Genomic DNA, 14,974 nt, shown 5'->3' with positions numbered 1-14,974 from the left:
GGCGGTATCATGGAGGGAGCTGGATCCTTCCATGTTCTTTACACTCACCGAACTTGAACACCACCCAATCCTATTTGAAGTCACCTACGCACCAGGTGAAGTGCAGCTCGGCGAGGAGTTGCAGCAGTTGGGCGGGCTCGAGGTCAGCGGGAAAGCCGAACTGCTCCGCAATACCCTGGGCGAGATTCGCCTGCGCGGCCACGCCAAAGTCATCCTGGAAACCAACTGCGATCTCTGCCTCGATCCGGCTAACCTGCACATTGATAACGACTTCGACCTCTTCTACCGGCCCGTGGAAACAGCCGAAACGAAGGGAGAAATCCACCTGGAAGAAGGCGAAGTCGAAATCTCGTTCTACGAGGGCGACGGTGTGGGCCTGCGGGACGCGTTGCGGGAGTTCATCCTGCTCAGCGTGCCGATGCGGGCGGTCTGCAAGGAAGACTGCAAGGGCCTCTGCCCCAGCTGCGGCCGGAATCGGAACGAAGGCCCCTGCGGCTGCCACGCCAAGCGCACTGATCCGCGCCTGGCGGCTTTGAAGAATATTAGCTGATAATCTTTTTCCGCACCGCGTACAGCACCAGCTCCGCCGTATTGTGCAGGTTCAGCTTCTGCATGATCCGGGTGCGGTGCGTCTCCACCGTGTACACGCTCAGGTCCAGCAGGTTCGCGACATCCTTGTTCGACCGGCCCTCGGCCAGCAGTTGCAGGATCTCCCGCTCGCGGTCGGTCAACAGACTGTAGCTGTCCTGCAGGTTCCGCTGCTGCAGGTTCCGCATATAGTCCTCAAGCAGCGCCTGGGCGATCGCCGGACTAAAGAAAGGCTTGCCGCTGGCCACGATGCGGATCGCCCGCACCAGATCCTCTTCCGCGTTGTCTTTGAGAAGGAACCCGCGCGCCCCGCACTCCAGCGCCCGCAGCAGATAGGCCTCGTCGTTGTGCATGGATAGGATCAACACCCCGATCGCTGGATTCTGCTTCACGATCTGCGCCGTCGCGTCGATGCCGTTCAATTGCGGCATGGCGATATCCATGACGATGACCTGGGGCGACAGCTCCTTGGCCAGCCGTACGGCTTCCCGCCCATCGCCGGCTTCGCCCGCCACGGCCAGGTCCGGCTCCTGCTCCAACAAAAAGCGTAGGCCCTTGCGAACCACGCCATGATCGTCCACCAACAGGACTTGAATGTTGCTCATGCGCTCTTTCTTGGGATGGTGGCTTGCACTTCAGTGCCCCGCCCTGGCTCGGATTCGATCTGCAGATCGCCGCCCAGCTCGCGGATGCGCTCCTCCATCCCCAGCATACCCAGACCGCGCCGCCGTGTCGCCGCTACGTCCATGCCCTTGCCGTTATCCTTCACGCTGAGGCGGACGCGGTCCTTTTCCGGCTTGATCCGGATGTTCACTTCGCTGGCCGAGGCGTGCCGGGTGATGTTCGTCAGCGCCTCCTGCACCACGCGGAACAGGCTGGTCTTCTGCGGTTCCGTCAGCCCGTCCAGGGCTCCATCAATCTGTACATTCGCGGGAACTCCGCTCACTCGCGAGAACTCGCGCGCTTGCCAGCCGATCGCCGGACCCAGCCCAAGATCGTCCAACATGGATGGCCGGAGGCCCATTGCCAGGTCGCGGACGGTCTTCATCGCCCCTTCCGCCACGTCCTTCGCCTGCCGCACGTGCGTCTGGAACTTCTCCGCGTCGCCGTTGCCGATGCGGCCCAGATTCGAGATCTCCACACGCAGCGCGGTCAGCATCTGGCCCACCTGGTCGTGCAGTTCCAGCGAGAGGGCCTTGCGCTCCTCTTCCTGGGCCCGCACCAGTTTCTGGGACAGGTTGCGCAGCGCGCGCTCGGCATTGCGGGCACGCCGCTCCAACCGCACAATCCACCACACACTCAAGGCGGCGACCAGGGCGCTGAGGAACAGAATGCTGTAGGTGAGGCGGCGCAGCCAGTAGCGGAACTCGCGCTGCGACTCTTCCAGGCGATCCTCGGCCTGCCGCAGGTTGCCGGTATTGATGGTCTGCAGGCGGGCCGCCAGTTGCGTGATCTGGTGCCTTTGTTTCAACAGGTTGCGGGTGTAGCTGCCGGCCAGGGCGTTTTTGACGTCCAACGACCATTCCAGCGGCGGCCGCAGCACGGCAATGTAGTCTTCCACCTGGTCGCGCAGCTTGGCCAGGGTATCGGCATCCACCGAATGCCCCAGCCGCTTTTCCAATTGGAAGAGGGTGTTCAGGATCCGTTCGCGGCTGCTGACTACCTGCTGTTTCAACTCGGCCGCGTTGGCGGCGTTGCGATCCAGCAGGTAGTCGCGGACGTCGATGTTGATGCTGTACAGATCCGCCCGCATTTGGGACAGCAGGGCTTCGGTTCCGGCGTAGGCCTCCTGGGCCGCCATCAGTTCAGTCTGGCTCTGCGAGGTGCGCCGGATCTGGGAGAAGCCCAGAATCGCGGTCAGCACCATCATGGAGCCGAATCCGGCGATGAGCGCGAAGCCGAAGCGCGGGCTCATACCGGAACCGCCAGAATGAGGAGGGAGGTAAGGTACCAGAGGAGGAGCATGGTCTGACCGGTGTGAAACCAGTATCCGCCATATTCGCTCCGCTTGTTGGTTTGAAGACACAGGACGGCTGACTAGGCCGTGGCCACCTGGAACCAGGCAGGATCCCGCTCAGCGGCCGTGACCAGCCGCGCGAGGGCCTCGGGCACGGCGTGCTCCATGCGCAGCCAACTGGGCAGCGCCGGCACACCCATCGGATTCTCGACAAATTCGCGAGCGGCGCCGGCCAGCGACTCGCTGAACAGTTCCACCGAGAACTCCTCGGAGTGCAGATCGTAGTCCAGTCCATTGAACTGGGCGTCGGCGGCGTAGCGCGTCACCATTTCACCCGCCGCTTTCGCGTAGGAATGCGGCAGCGTCGCCTTCAGCAGTTCATCCTGCATGACGGCGCCGTCGCGGCAGACGGCCGTGAACAGCGCCTTGGCGATGTCGCGGGTCATCTTGTTCAAGCCGCGCGACGAATCGGCCGGCGACAGGATCTGGTGTTTGTGGTCGTAGCAGTCGGTGAGATCCACCTGGCAGGTGCGCATCGCCGGCACCTTCTGCCAGACCTCTGAAAGCGTCGATACTTCCAGGCCCCAATCGGGCGACACGCGCAGGTTGCGCGCCAGAGCCTTGGTCATCGCGATCTCGCCGGACAGGCCGTAGCGGAAACTGTCCAGGAAGCGCAAGAATCCACTTTGGACTCCGGCATCCTGCAGCGCCCGCACCAGCGGCGTGAGGAACAGCCGGGTGACGCGTCCGTTCAACTGGGCGGTGAACCGTGGATAGAAGGCTTTGGCGAATTCGAACTGGCAATCCTCGGCGACCAGCGGATAGACCAGCCGCGACAACATGTGGCGGTGGTAGGTCTTGATGTCGCAGTCCTGGAAAGCGATGACGTCGCAGTCACCCTTCGCCAGCAGGTAGCCGGTACCCAGCCAGCAGGCCTGGCCCTTACCGGGGCTTTGCACGCGCAGGCCAGCCTCTTCCGAGGTGCGCAGGAAGTCCTGGATCGGCTCGCTGTCGAGCCACAGGACGGTGGATTCCACAGGCAGGCGCTCAAACAGGCGGCGCACCTGCTCGTACTGTTCTTCGTCGGCGCGCGAGAGCACCAGGACGATCCGCCGCAGCCAGGTAACGCGCTGCAGTTGATCGAGAATGCCGTGCATTGCCGGAGTTTCGAACTCGGAGTAGAGGGCCGGCAAAACGAGGCCGATGGACTTTTCACGGCCCAGCCGGTTGAGTTCAGCGTCCAGATGGTGCGCCGCGTCCCGCCGCAGGCTGTGAAGCGTAGGAACCAATCCAGTTTGATAGAAGTCCGCCATGCAGTCTTGCCTCCTTCCATTCCAGGGTAGGGGCGGGCGCGTCCTGGGCATATCCCAGGAACACTGTACGGGCGTCACGGAATCCCGGTACGGGCGGTACTAGGGCGGAGACCCATCGAACGTCTGTATATTTTCCAATGACTTGGGGAATCACCGAGTGGGGGCCAAGAACGGGCGAACACCGCGTCAAAGCAGTACGCTGGACCAGACTGACGTGCCGGAAGGCTGGAGCAGCCGATGTTACCAGGCTTCGAGAGCGGGGAATCCGGCAATTGCCTTGCCGTCTCGATGTTGCGCCGGCGCTATTTCTCTGAGAAACGGAAGACGATCTGCCCTGCAGTGTTGATCCAGGCCAATTGCCTGGCTGATCGCGGTGGTCCGTCCAGCACGACAGGCGCAAGGCCATGTCGGAAAGATGCAGCGATGGTGTACACGGCTGGAAAGGCGGGAGCACCAGTCCGGTCGATGAAGTGGTAGACCTCGGCCTTATTCTCGTCGAGCTCATAAACAAGAGCACGCCCGTCGGAGAAGCATTCGACGAACTTGAAACTAGGACGGATCACGAACCCACCAGAGTGGTCGATGAATCCGTAGCCGCCCTCTGACCGGACACTCGCCAGCCCCTCAGAGAACGCACTCGCCACCTCGAACTGAGGCTCGATGGCAATTCGGCCGGATTTATCGACGTAGCCCCACTTTCCACGCAAACGCACTGGCGCGAGTCCTTCAGAAAAATCGCTCGCGTCGTCAAATCGCAAATCGGAGATCGGCCGTCCGGTTTTGTCGATGAAACTGAACTTACAGTCGTAGTTGGCACTAGGGGTTGCCGGCCGGTACTCCGCGCGACTGCAGGAACCTCCGTTGATGATTCTGCATGGTCCGTCGAGTATGACAGCAGCCAGGCCTTCGTGAAAACTGGAGCCAGTGGACAAACGAGGGGGTATCACGAAGTTGCCGAATTTGTCGATGTAACCGGTGGAACCAAATTCGCCATCGACGGAGACTCGAGCGAGTCCTTCCGAAAAGCTGGAGACCCCGCGGAACTTCGGTTCCACGACAAACCGGCCGGTCCGATCGATGAAGCCCCACTTGTCTCGTCGGGGGTTGCCGCTTTCCTGCGCCGCGGCCGCCAGTCCTTCTGAGAAATCGTTTGCCATCAGGGCATCCGGTCGCAGCACGGTCGCTCCGAACTTATCGATAAACCGTTGCCCCAGACTGTCCCGCACGAGCAGAAGCCCATCGTGGAACTCACCGCCGAACATCCCTCCGACAGGAAGTGTGGGCGGCATGGCGATCGCACCGCGCGCATCGATGTAGCCAATCTTGCCGTCTCTTTCAAATCGGAACAGAGGATCGGCCGAGGGGGAGCGAAGCGCCCAGATCTGGTAGCGCCAGGAGCAACCGGGTGCATCCCGTATGACGAGTAGAAGTCCGACAGCCACGAAGAGTATCGTCCAGAGTGGGAGAATGCGTCGCACAGGCGGCTGGTCCTTTGATGCTCGAATTTGTCCTGGTCGAGGGTCTTGGGAAGAGGCTACGAGATATGGCTCCGCTGTGGGACTCCAACCGTGTTTTGCATTTCTACCCAAGTCACTTCCTGCCGCTCATAGACGCCGGCGCGCCGAGGAAAGTGCCGGAGCCGGAAACCCAACCGCCTCAGTTTGCCGGCATGGGCTCCCGCCGGAACCGCGTCTCCGAGTACGGCTGAAACTCCTTGCCCGGTTCGGCGATCGAAAACGACTCGATGAACTCATCCTTGGAGACGATCCGGTAGACTTCGCGCGCCCTGAACCCGGCAGGCAGGTTCTCGATCTGGACCGTCGTGAACTCGCGGCGGTCCGCCTCGTTGGCGGTCAGGCGGTACTCGTTCACGAATCCTTCTATATGGAACTGGCGGAGGACCACCGCCTTGAGATTCCTGTCATAGCTGAATAGGCCCCAGTCCTCATGGATCTCCGGCTCCGTCTTGCCCTTCACGATCTCCCACGTCGACTTATTCTTTACGGAAAGGTAGCGGCCCTTCATCTCGAATCGGTATTCCCGCTCGCTGACGCCTCGCCCGGGTTCTCCGGTGGCGGTGCCCTTCCAATGGCCCTCCAGGAACCGGACCGCCGCGAAACGGTCCTCCGCCGGCTGAGCTTGTACAAATGAAGTAGTCAGCAGCGAGACCAGGACGCAGGCGTACCACATGCAGCCATCCTATCGCTAATAGGGAGGGAGTTGGCCGCGGGTTTCGGCCGCCGCCTTGTGCCCCAGATTGAGACAGCCGCAATCTGCTCCCTACAGCCTCCATGGGATGACATGGCAACCCACGATCACTTATACTGTAAGGGTCTTATCTTTCATCCGATTCTGGCTTTTCGACCAGACGGATAGCCTCCAAAGGAAGGAAGCCATGCCGAATCCGAAGCGACGCCATTCCAAGCGCCGTACGTCCGCGCGCCGCACGCACGACTCCCTGAAGGCCGCGGGCTTGAGCTCGTGCCCGAAGTGTCACGAGATGAAACTGCCCCACCGTGCCTGCCCCCATTGCGGTTGGTACAAGACCAGGGAAGTGATTGAAGTGGTGCAGGAGTAGCCTCCGGCTCTCCTGTACATACCACAGTTGTTGTCGATTGAATGATCACCATCGCTGTCGACGCCATGGGGGGCGACCACGCCCCCGTCCCCGAAGTGAGCGGAGCCGTTCAGGCTGCCAGCACCCAGGACGTTAACATTCTTTTGGTTGGAAAAGAGCAGGTCCTCCAGGCCGAACTCAAGAAGTTCGACGGCTGGAAGAAGCTCCCCATCCGGATTGTGAACGCCACTGAGGTTGTCACTATGGAGGACAATCCGGCCAAGGCGCTCCGCACCAAACGGGACTCCAGTATGCGTGTGGCCGCACGTCTCGTACGGGACGGCGAAGCGCAGGGCTGGATCTCCGCCGGCAATACGGGCGCGGTGATGGCAATCTCGAAGACCGTTCTTGGCATGATCCCCGGCGTGGACCGGCCCGCGCTGGCGCAAGCCTTTCCCACCATCAAAGGCAAACCCGCGGTTTTGGTCGACGTGGGCGCCAATGTGGACTCCTCCGCACAGATGCTCGCCCAATTTGCTGTCATGGGCGAGATTTACTCCCGGCTCGTTTTTCATACCGAATCGCCGAGCGTCGGGATTTTATCTATTGGGGAAGAGGATCATAAAGGCAACGAGCTCACAAAGAGCGCTGCTTCCCTGATGAAGGCGCTGCCGTTGAATTTCGTCGGCAACGTGGAAGGCCGCGACCTGTACACCGGGCTCACCGATGTCATCGTCTGCGACGGCTTCATCGGCAATGTGGCGTTGAAGGTCAGTGAAGGTCTGGTTGATGTCATAAAGCACATGTTGAAGGAATCGTTGGAATCAACGATTGCCAGCAAGATTGGCTACGTGCTCAGCCGCCAGGCGTTCAAGGACTTCCGCAAGCGCATGGACTACTCCGAGTACGGAGGAGCTCCACTGCTCGGCGTCAAAGGGGTCGTCATCATCTGCCATGGAAGGTCGAATGACAATGCGATTCGCAATGCAATCCGGGTGGCCACTGAGTCGGCTACGGAACACGTCAACGATAGGATTGAGATCGAAATCCAGCGTTGGCAGGCCAGCTCCACAAACGACCCCGAAGTCTAGCCGCCTCCTCGCTCTCGCCCTCCTCTCCACCCTTTGCGCATTCGGCCAGAGGCCTACCCCCGCCACCTGGACCCTCACTCCGTCTTCTCCTCGGGTCGCCCCTGGAAGCACCTTCACCGCGGAACTGAAACTAAAACTTCAGGAACCGTGGCACATGTACTCGCTGACGACGCCGAAGCCGGGACCGACGGGTGGCCCTACTACGACAACCGTCAAACTGGCAGAGTCCCCGGCCATCGCCAAGTTCGACATCTGGACTCCGAAGCCCGTCCGTCACTTCGACCCTAACTTTAACCTGGACACCGAAACCTATTCAGGCGAGAAGACTTTTGTGGTTCAGGTCGAGCTGGCGAAAGACGCTCCGGCGGGTCCGCTGGAACTCACGGCGCAAATGCGCTATCAGCTCTGCACCGAGAAGGAATGCCTACCGCCCAAGAAGGTGACGGCTATCGCAAAGGTCGAAGTAGCCGCGAACGCCGCAGCCACAAAGAGCGACATTCCGGCAGGTCTGGTGAAGTTTGAACCAGCCGCCACGGCGCCAACCCCTGCGGCGGCGACTCCGGCCGGCCAGGCGCCTGCAGGCGGCCAGAAACAGGATCTGGGATCGTTCCTGCTGTTGGCTTTCGGCTTCGGCTTGGCAGCCATCTTCACACCTTGCGTCTTCCCGATGATCCCCATCACCATGTCGTTCTTTCTGAACCAGCAGGGTGGCGGCGGGCGCCGGCAGGCACTCACGCAGGCCATCGTATTCTGCCTGGGGATCGTTGTCCTGTTCACTGGCATCGGCTTCGGCTTGAGCGCGGCCCTGGGCCCGTTCGCCGTGGTCCAGCTGGGTTCGAACCCCTGGGTCAATGGGCTGATCTGTCTTGTTTTCTTCGCCTTTGGCCTCAGCCTCTTAGGTGCTTTCGAGATCACGCTGCCCACGGGCCTCCTGACCAAGTTGAACATCGCCTCCAATCAGGGCGGCATCGTCGGGACGCTGTTAATGGGGCTCACGTTCAGCCTGGCGTCGTTTGCCTGCATCGGACCGTTCATGGGTACTCTGCTCGCGGCCTCGGTCGGCGGTGACAAGATGCAGCCCATCCTGGGCATGCTGGCGTTCTCCAGCGCCCTCTCGTCGCCATTCTTCCTGCTGGCGCTCTTCCCGTCCTTCCTGAAGAAGATGCCCCGCAGCGGCGGCTGGATGGCACGCGTCAAAATCGTTTTGGGCTTTCTGGTTATGGCCGCTTTGTTAAAGTACTTGTCGAATGTCGACCAGGTGCTGCAACTGGGGCTCCTGACCCGGGAACGCTTTCTCGCTTTGTGGGTGGTGCTGTTTGCCCTACCCGGCTTGTACCTGCTCGGCTTCCTCAGAATGGAAGGCATCCGCGCTGATGAGGATGTCACGCCCTCCCGGCTTTTAGTCGGCATTGCGCTGCTCGGTTTCGCGCTCAGCCTGATTCCCGGCATGAACGGCGGCCGCCTGGGCGAACTCGAGGCCTACATTCCCGCACCGCCGGAAGGCTCGGCCTCAAGTTCTACTGGAACTACTTCCTCTAAGTGGATGAAAAATGACTTCGATGGCGCGATTGCCAAAGCCAAGGCCGAGAACAAGAAGGTGCTCGTTGCCTTTACCGGCTACGCCTGCACCAACTGCCATTGGATGAAGGCGAACATGTTCCCGCGACCCGAGATCGCCGAAGCGCTCGGCAATTTCGTGCTGGTCGAACTCTATACCGACGGGACCGATGCCGCCAGCGAGCAGAACCAGCAGCGGCAGGACAACCTCTTCAAGACGGTCGCGATTCCGTACTATGCGATCTTCGATGCCGAGCAGCAGCCGAAGGGCTCCTACGCCGGCCTGACCAAGGACCCGCAAGAGTTCCTGAAGTTCTTGAACTCTAGCTCTAGCGGCTCTTGATTAAACAGCACTTAGCGCTCATCGCGCCCCCATCGCGCCACGACCAGTTCGGCCACGGTCGCCTCGGTCTCCCGATCCACCTCGGCGCGCCAGGCGTGCAGCCGGCTTTCACGTAGGGTGGTCAGCGATTCCACCTCGATCTGCGCCGCTACAACCGCTTCCCGCCGCTCCTGGATCTTCTGCTCGATCCGAACGGCATCCGCTTGAAGCTTCAGTAGTTCCTTCTCCGTCCAATGCCGGAACGCCTCCAGGGCCACCAATTCCTGAACCGGGACGATCTTCAAGCTGCGCACGGCGGTGGTCGCCCGGCGCTCCTCCAGGGCAAGCGCCTCTTGCCGCTCCTCCAGATCCCGCGCTTCGGCCAGCGCGCTCTCCAGCGCGACGAGCTGCTGATCGAGCGATGACTGGCGAAACATTCTCAATTTTTCAAGCGGAAACAGGAATTTCTTCATGTAATGGATTACTCTCCTGTGACAAGCCGTCTCATACGCTGCAGCGTCTCCCCGATGGGCGTGTGCTCCTCCGGTTTCTGCCGGAGAAAGTCCTGGATTTCCTTCTGGCGCGCGATCGCCGAATCGAGCTGCGCATTGCTGCCGCCGATATAGGCCCCGATGCGGATGAGATCTTCTGACGACTGTAGTAACGCAAGGGTCTCCCTGAGCCGGTTCGCCGCGTCCTTCTGCTCACCCTTTGCGACACGCGAAGCCAAACGCGAGACCGATTGCAGGACGTCGATTGCCGGATAGTGCCCCTTCTGGCCCAGCGCGCGGGATAGCACTATATGTCCATCGAGAATGCCGCGTACCGCGTCGGCGATCGGCTCGTTCATGTCGTCGCCCTCCACGAGTACGGTGAAAAACGCGGTGATGGAGCCGTGTTTGAACCGGCCGGCGCGCTCAAAGACGCGCGGCAGCATCTGGAACACGCTGGGGGTGTAGCCCTTCTGGCTGGGCGGCTCTCCGGCCGCCAACCCGATCTCGCGCTGGGCCATGGCCAGGCGGGTGACCGAGTCGGCGATCAGCAGGACATCTTTCCCCTTGTCGCGAAAGTACTCGGCGACGGCCAGGGCCAGGAAGCAGGCCCGAACCCGGAGCGGCGACGGCCGGTCAGAGGTCGCCACCACCAGGACGGTCTTCTTCATGCCCTCCGGCCCGATCTCGTGCTCAATGAAGTCGCGCACCTCGCGGTTGCGCTCGCCTACGAGCGCCAGGACCGCCACATCGGCATTGTGATGGCGGATCAGGCTTCCCAAGAGAGTGCTCTTGCCGACGCCGCTGCCGCCGAAGATGCCGACACGCTGGCCGCGGCCGCAGGTGAGGAAACCGTCCAACGCCCGGATGCCGGTGACGAGCGGGTCGGTGATCGATTCGCGTTCCAGCGGTCCGGGCGGCGCGGCATAGATGTCGTACCATGCTTCCGGCTCGACCGGCGGTCCACCGTCCATGGGCCGGCCAAAACCGTCCAGAACACGGCCGATCAGACCGTCGGAGACGGCCACTCGCGACTCCCCTGCCCGGGCCACGATCGTGTCTCCGAGTTGGAGACCGGCTACTTCCTCCAGGGGCATCGAGAGAACCTGGCCGTCCCTGAATCCGATCACCTGAGTACGGATTTGAGTGCCGGCGCGGGTCAGGATCTCGCAGAATTCGCCCACCCCGACAGCGGGCCCGCGCGATTCCACCAGCAGGCCGACGGTCCGAGTGACGGTGCCGATGGATCGCACGGGTTTGCTGTTGGCGATGGCACGCTCCAGGCGAGCCACGTCCATCCAGGGGGCGCTCATGCCGCACCCTCCCGTAAAGTCAAAGCGTCGGAGAGACCGCGGGCGATCTCGTCCATTTGCGTATCAATGGAGGCGTCGAGGCTGCCCCGCCCCGTTTCGACGATCACGCCTCCAATCTCGAGCCCCGGATCGCCCTGAATGCGGATCGCCTCGGGTGCGCCGATGCGGCTCAAATGGCCCTGAAGGCGGGCGACAAACTGGGGATGGACGCGGACCTCGGTCACTTCCCGCAGCGAGACGTTCTCGAACGCGGCCTTCACCAGGCCGAGTAGCGCCTCTTCGTCGATCACGATCTGGCGGCGCAGGACTCGCCGCGCCATCGCCAGTGCCAAAGCCACCACATCGCGCTCAGCCTGGCGGCGCAGGCGGCCCTTCATGCCGGCAGTTTCCTCAATGGAACGGGCCATGCGCTCCACCACCGCCTCCGTTTCAGCGGCAGCCTTCTGCCGGCCCGCGGCCTCGCCCTGCCGGAACGACTCCTGCCGTTCCGACTGCAATCGTGCCTGGACCTGCTGGTCGACCATCCTCTGGATCTCCGCCTTCTGCTTCTCAACGGACTGCGGAGGCGCGGACTGCGGAGGCGCGGCCTGCGAGTGCGCCTCCTGCGGACGACCGGGTAGAACTTCCGGCTTGGCCACGGGGTCCCCGACACGAGGCCACTCGACCACGGGCAGAAGCAACTCCGCGCCGGCCGGGCGGATTCTCGACGCCATGGCTTTAAACGACATACTGTTCGCCAACAGTACCCTTCAGGCTGATGACGCCCTCGGTCTCTAACTGGCGCACGATGGAGATGATCTGCTGCTGCGAAGCCTCGACCTCCTTGATCTTGACCGGGCCCAGCGAGTCCATGTCTTCGCGCATCATCTCGGCACCGCGCTGGGACATGCTCTGCAGGAAGTGGTTCTTCAGCTGCTCGCTGGTCCCCTTCAAGGCGACGGTGAGCACCTTGCGGTCGATGCGGCCCAGCACCTCCTTGATGGCGTTCTGGTCGATCAGCAGGAGGTCCTCAAACACGAACATCAGGTGGCGAATCGTCTCAGCCAGGTTCGCGTCATTGTGTTCAATGTTGTCCAGAATCTCTTTGCTGGAGGAGGAGTCGAGACGGTTGAACATCTCGGCCACGGCGCGAACACCGCCATAGGATTCACGACTGAGTTCACCCAATGCTTTTAGTTTTTGCCCGATAATGATGGCAATCTTGGAGATAATCTCCGGCGAAATCTGATCCAGGCTCGCCATGCGCAACGAAACATCGGCCCGCAGGTCGACCGGCAGGGAGAAGAGGAGCCCCGCCGCCTGCGATGGATTCAGGTGGCTCAGGATCAGGGCGATGGTCTGCGGATGCTCGCTGTGGATGAACTTGGCGAGTTGCTGCGGGTCCGCCTTCTGGAGAGCATCAAAGCTGGCCGCCTCGTGGCCCAACATCTTTACCAGCCGATCCAGGATTTTCTTGGCGGCCTCGGCCCCGAAGGCATTGATGAGGATCTTGCGCGCGTAGTCGATGCCGCCCTTGAGGACATAGTCGTGGGCCATCGACATCTGGTAGAACTCTTCCAGAATCGACTCCGCATCCTCCGCGGTGATGGTGGGGATTCGGGCGAGTTCCTTGCCGATGTCGGCGACCTCGTCCTCCTCCATATGCTTCAGTACTTCGCCGCCAAGCTGGTCGCCCAGGGTGAGCATGAGGACCGCGGCTTTCTGCGCGCCCGAATACTTCGGAGCGGCCGCTTCCTTGTCGGGCGTCATGTTCGTGATCATGAACGCTGCTCCGACAACCAGGTCCGGATGAGTTGCGCCGTGGCGGCGGGATCCCTCTTCGACTCCTCCATGATCACTTTCTTCAACACCTCAGCCTTCTTGGTCTGCGGAGGCATCTGCAGGGAGAGCAGCGCCTCGCGATCCACGCGATCCTGTTCCGACTGGTTGCCCGCCATGACCGCCATCGCCTGCTCCTCGAAGTTCTTTTCGTCCTTCGGCGGCGAACCTTGAAGCTGAGGCGCGCCCGCTTCGACCGCGTGCACCGTCGGGCGGCGCCTGCGAATCAAGCCGCGCATCACGATGAAGATCACAACCCCGAGTACTACCAGCAGGGCGAACGCAGCGCCCAACCAGACGGGTAGCGGCGCCTTGTCGAGCAGCGGCTTCATCCAGGCCGGCATGCTGTAGCCGCTGGGGCCGACGGCGGGCGCCTGGCGGGACGGGGGCGCCTCGGGCGGCGGTAGGGCGAGGGTCGCTTCAAAGGGCAGGGTTTCCACCAGCAGCGCGTCACCGCGCTCCGCCTGGAAGCCGACCGTGCCGGCGACGACGTCCTTGACGATTTTGAGCGTGTCGGGCGAGAGCGGCTCCAGCACACGCCGCGCCTTGGGGCCGGTGCCCTCCCAGCGCAACGCCTGGTCCAGCAGGATGGAAACGGAGAGCCGCTTCACCGTGCCGAGAGGCAGTTTCAGATGCTTGATGGTGCGGCTTGTCTGGTAGGAGACGTTTTCCGTCTTGCGCGAGACGCCGCCACCCGAACTGCCGGCGCGAGGGACCGGCCGGGGCAAGTTGGAGGCCGCACCGGGGACTCCGGCAGTGGCCGCGAGCCCGCTGGCGTCCTCAGTCTTTTGCGACGTGAGCATGACGGAGCGGTTGGGATCGAAGACCTCCTCGCTCTGCTCGCCGCTGGTGAAGTCGCACTCCAGGCTGATACCGGCGCGGTACTTCTCTGAGCCCAGCAGGGGGTCGAGCGTGGAGCGGATCTTGGCCAGGTAGTCGCGCTCCAGCCCCTGCCGGAACTCCAACATGGCGCTGGAGTTGCCTGTATCCGAATCGGCATCGCGGTGCGGCTTGCTGAGCAGGTTGCCGCTCATGTCGAGAACGGAGACGGACTCGGGCGCCAGCCCTTCCACGGCGCTGGACGTCAGGTGCTGAATCGCCACGACATTGGCGGCCGAGAGTTTCGCGCCGGGCCGCAGCCGCAGCATCACGCTGGCCTTGGCCGGCTGGCGCGTATCGGCGAAAACCGACTCCTTGGCGAACGTCACGTGGACTCGGGCGCGGTCGACCTCGGCCAGGGAGATGACACTGCGTTCGAGTTCACCCTCCAGGGCGCGGCGGAAGTTCACATGCTCGGCGAAGTCTGTCGTGCCGAGGTTTGTCTTGTCGAAGAGCTCAAAACCCAGGCGCCCGGTGCGCGGCAGGCCGGCCGCGGCCATCTCGATGCGGAGCTCCGCCACACGCGCCGACGGGACGAGGATCGTACCGTTGTCGGCCACTTTGTAAGCGACGTTGGCGGCCTTGAGCCGTTCCACCAGCGCGCCGGAATCCTCGGCGCTGACTTCCGTGAAGAGCGGGCGCAGGTCGCGTTCCTTGTTCCAGTGGATGCCGAACACGATGCCGGCCACTACGGCGGCGGTGGCCACCAGGATGACGAGCCGCTGGCGCAGCGTCAGACCGGCGAGGATTTGCTTGAACTGGCCCATCGCTTCTTACACTTGCAGTCGCTCAGACCTGCATGCGCATCACTTCCTGGTAAGCCGAGACCATCTTGTTGCGAACCTGGAGAAAGAGGTCGAAGGCGATGCCGGCCCTCTGCTGGTCGAGGGCGACCTTGTGCAGGTCCTGCCCCTCTCCGTTCAGGAAGCTCTCCATGCTGGCGTGGGCGTCGTTCTGCATGGCATTCACCGACTCGACGGCTCCATTCATGACGGAGCGGAACGTTTCACCGCCGCCGGGCACCTGCACCCGGATCTGGCCGATGCTGGGCGGCAGTTGAATGGGAGAAATGGGCGGGATGGTCATGG

At 62.3% G+C, this 14,974-nt stretch carries 15 protein-coding genes; 4 read left to right on the top strand and 11 right to left on the bottom strand.

Going from position 1 to position 14,974, the window contains the following annotated elements:
• Nucleotides 1-31: 31 nt before the first annotated feature.
• Entirely contained in the window at nucleotides 32-550 is a 519-nt protein-coding gene (locus IRI77_RS04780; protein ID WP_194450937.1) for a YceD family protein, read from the top strand.
• Here the strand turns inward: IRI77_RS04780 and IRI77_RS04775 are convergent.
• The 5 genes from IRI77_RS04775 to IRI77_RS04755 all read right to left on the bottom strand — a co-directional run bounded on the left by IRI77_RS04775 (nucleotide 543) and on the right by IRI77_RS04755 (nucleotide 6,048).
• On the bottom strand, nucleotides 543-1,193 hold the full coding sequence (locus IRI77_RS04775; RefSeq protein WP_194450936.1) for a response regulator: 651 nt from the start codon (nucleotides 1,191-1,193) through the stop codon (nucleotides 543-545). The two genes, IRI77_RS04780 and IRI77_RS04775, sit on opposite strands and share 8 nt — an antisense overlap.
• A complete protein-coding gene (locus IRI77_RS04770; RefSeq protein WP_194450935.1) occupies nucleotides 1,190-2,503 on the bottom strand; it encodes a sensor histidine kinase in 1,314 nt (437 codons plus the stop codon). Before IRI77_RS04770 ends, IRI77_RS04775 begins: the two co-directional genes overlap by 4 nt.
• A 122-nt stretch (nucleotides 2,504-2,625) precedes the next feature.
• Nucleotides 2,626-3,858 carry a glycosyltransferase family protein gene (locus tag IRI77_RS04765; RefSeq protein WP_194450934.1) on the bottom strand — a complete coding sequence of 411 codons (1,233 nt, stop codon included), beginning with the start codon at nucleotides 3,856-3,858 and terminating at the stop codon, nucleotides 2,626-2,628.
• 302 nt (nucleotides 3,859-4,160) lie between these two features.
• On the bottom strand, nucleotides 4,161-5,336 hold the full coding sequence (locus tag IRI77_RS04760; RefSeq protein WP_194450933.1) for a WG repeat-containing protein: 1,176 nt from the start codon (nucleotides 5,334-5,336) through the stop codon (nucleotides 4,161-4,163).
• A gap of 178 nt (nucleotides 5,337-5,514) precedes the next feature.
• Nucleotides 5,515-6,048, bottom strand: coding sequence for a hypothetical protein (locus tag IRI77_RS04755; RefSeq protein WP_194450932.1), 534 nt, complete (start codon nucleotides 6,046-6,048; stop codon nucleotides 5,515-5,517).
• A gap of 205 nt (nucleotides 6,049-6,253) precedes the next feature.
• Here IRI77_RS04755 and rpmF point away from each other — a divergent pair, with 205 nt between their 5' ends.
• Genes rpmF through IRI77_RS04740 form a run of 3 tightly spaced genes read left to right on the top strand, consistent with a single transcriptional unit; the run spans nucleotide 6,254 to nucleotide 9,406 of the window.
• On the top strand, nucleotides 6,254-6,436 hold the full coding sequence (rpmF, locus tag IRI77_RS04750; RefSeq protein WP_194450931.1) for a 50S ribosomal protein L32: 183 nt from the start codon (nucleotides 6,254-6,256) through the stop codon (nucleotides 6,434-6,436).
• 41 nt (nucleotides 6,437-6,477) lie between these two features.
• Nucleotides 6,478-7,506, top strand: coding sequence for a phosphate acyltransferase PlsX (plsX, locus tag IRI77_RS04745; RefSeq protein WP_194450930.1), 1,029 nt, complete (start codon nucleotides 6,478-6,480; stop codon nucleotides 7,504-7,506).
• Nucleotides 7,451-9,406 (top strand): protein-disulfide reductase DsbD family protein, encoded by a 1,956-nt coding sequence (locus tag IRI77_RS04740; RefSeq protein ID WP_407674028.1) that lies wholly within the window; start codon nucleotides 7,451-7,453, stop codon nucleotides 9,404-9,406. Before plsX ends, IRI77_RS04740 begins: the two co-directional genes overlap by 56 nt.
• A gap of 11 nt (nucleotides 9,407-9,417) precedes the next feature.
• Here the strand turns inward: IRI77_RS04740 and IRI77_RS04735 are convergent, their stop codons facing one another.
• From IRI77_RS04735 to fliE, 6 genes are read right to left on the bottom strand one after another with little or no spacing between them, the layout of a single operon-like run.
• The gene (locus IRI77_RS04735; RefSeq protein ID WP_194450928.1) at nucleotides 9,418-9,858 is read right to left on the bottom strand and encodes a flagellar export protein FliJ; all 441 of its coding nucleotides are present in this window, start codon (nucleotides 9,856-9,858) and stop codon (nucleotides 9,418-9,420) included.
• An 8-nt stretch (nucleotides 9,859-9,866) separates the two neighbouring features.
• Nucleotides 9,867-11,189, bottom strand: coding sequence for a FliI/YscN family ATPase (locus IRI77_RS04730; RefSeq protein ID WP_194450927.1), 1,323 nt, complete (start codon nucleotides 11,187-11,189; stop codon nucleotides 9,867-9,869).
• Nucleotides 11,186-11,917, bottom strand: coding sequence for a FliH/SctL family protein (locus IRI77_RS04725; RefSeq protein WP_194450926.1), 732 nt, complete (start codon nucleotides 11,915-11,917; stop codon nucleotides 11,186-11,188). The genes IRI77_RS04730 and IRI77_RS04725 overlap by 4 nt, the downstream gene beginning before the upstream one ends.
• The gene (gene fliG, locus IRI77_RS04720; protein ID WP_194450925.1) at nucleotides 11,907-12,950 is read right to left on the bottom strand and encodes a flagellar motor switch protein FliG; all 1,044 of its coding nucleotides are present in this window, start codon (nucleotides 12,948-12,950) and stop codon (nucleotides 11,907-11,909) included. Before fliG ends, IRI77_RS04725 begins: the two co-directional genes overlap by 11 nt.
• Nucleotides 12,947-14,653: a flagellar basal-body MS-ring/collar protein FliF gene (gene fliF / locus IRI77_RS04715; RefSeq protein WP_194450924.1), complete on the bottom strand. Its 1,707-nt coding sequence runs from the start codon at nucleotides 14,651-14,653 to the stop codon at nucleotides 12,947-12,949. The genes fliG and fliF overlap by 4 nt, the downstream gene beginning before the upstream one ends.
• A gap of 22 nt (nucleotides 14,654-14,675) precedes the next feature.
• Entirely contained in the window at nucleotides 14,676-14,972 is a 297-nt protein-coding gene (gene fliE / locus IRI77_RS04710) for a flagellar hook-basal body complex protein FliE (RefSeq protein WP_194450923.1), read from the bottom strand.
• Nucleotides 14,973-14,974 lie beyond the last annotated feature (2 nt).

Origin of the sequence: Paludibaculum fermentans (genome assembly GCF_015277775.1) — a bacterium.
Classification (GTDB): domain Bacteria; phylum Acidobacteriota; class Terriglobia; order Bryobacterales; family Bryobacteraceae; genus Paludibaculum; species Paludibaculum fermentans.
The sequence above is the reverse complement of the archived record's forward strand: the minus strand, read 5'-3'. Positions and strand labels throughout refer to the sequence as shown.

Excerpts from the sequence above, each read along its gene's own strand:
- fliG (WP_194450925.1), bottom strand. The coding sequence starts at position 12,950 with ATGATCACGAACATGACGCCCGACAAGGAAGCGGCCGCTCCGAAGTAT.
- rpmF (WP_194450931.1), top strand. The coding sequence starts at position 6,254 with ATGCCGAATCCGAAGCGACGCCATTCCAAGCGCCGTACGTCCGCGCGC.
- fliE (WP_194450923.1), bottom strand. The coding sequence starts at position 14,972 with ATGACCATCCCGCCCATTTCTCCCATTCAACTGCCGCCCAGCATCGGC.
- IRI77_RS04770 (WP_194450935.1), bottom strand. The coding sequence starts at position 2,503 with ATGAGCCCGCGCTTCGGCTTCGCGCTCATCGCCGGATTCGGCTCCATG.
- IRI77_RS04730 (WP_194450927.1), bottom strand. The coding sequence starts at position 11,189 with ATGAGCGCCCCCTGGATGGACGTGGCTCGCCTGGAGCGTGCCATCGCC.
- IRI77_RS04780 (WP_194450937.1), top strand. The coding sequence starts at position 32 with ATGTTCTTTACACTCACCGAACTTGAACACCACCCAATCCTATTTGAA.
- fliF (WP_194450924.1), bottom strand. The coding sequence starts at position 14,653 with ATGGGCCAGTTCAAGCAAATCCTCGCCGGTCTGACGCTGCGCCAGCGG.
- IRI77_RS04735 (WP_194450928.1), bottom strand. The coding sequence starts at position 9,858 with ATGAAGAAATTCCTGTTTCCGCTTGAAAAATTGAGAATGTTTCGCCAG.
- IRI77_RS04765 (WP_194450934.1), bottom strand. The coding sequence starts at position 3,858 with ATGGCGGACTTCTATCAAACTGGATTGGTTCCTACGCTTCACAGCCTG.
- IRI77_RS04775 (WP_194450936.1), bottom strand. The coding sequence starts at position 1,193 with ATGAGCAACATTCAAGTCCTGTTGGTGGACGATCATGGCGTGGTTCGC.
- IRI77_RS04755 (WP_194450932.1), bottom strand. The coding sequence starts at position 6,048 with ATGTGGTACGCCTGCGTCCTGGTCTCGCTGCTGACTACTTCATTTGTA.
- IRI77_RS04725 (WP_194450926.1), bottom strand. The coding sequence starts at position 11,917 with ATGTCGTTTAAAGCCATGGCGTCGAGAATCCGCCCGGCCGGCGCGGAG.
- plsX (WP_194450930.1), top strand. The coding sequence starts at position 6,478 with ATGATCACCATCGCTGTCGACGCCATGGGGGGCGACCACGCCCCCGTC.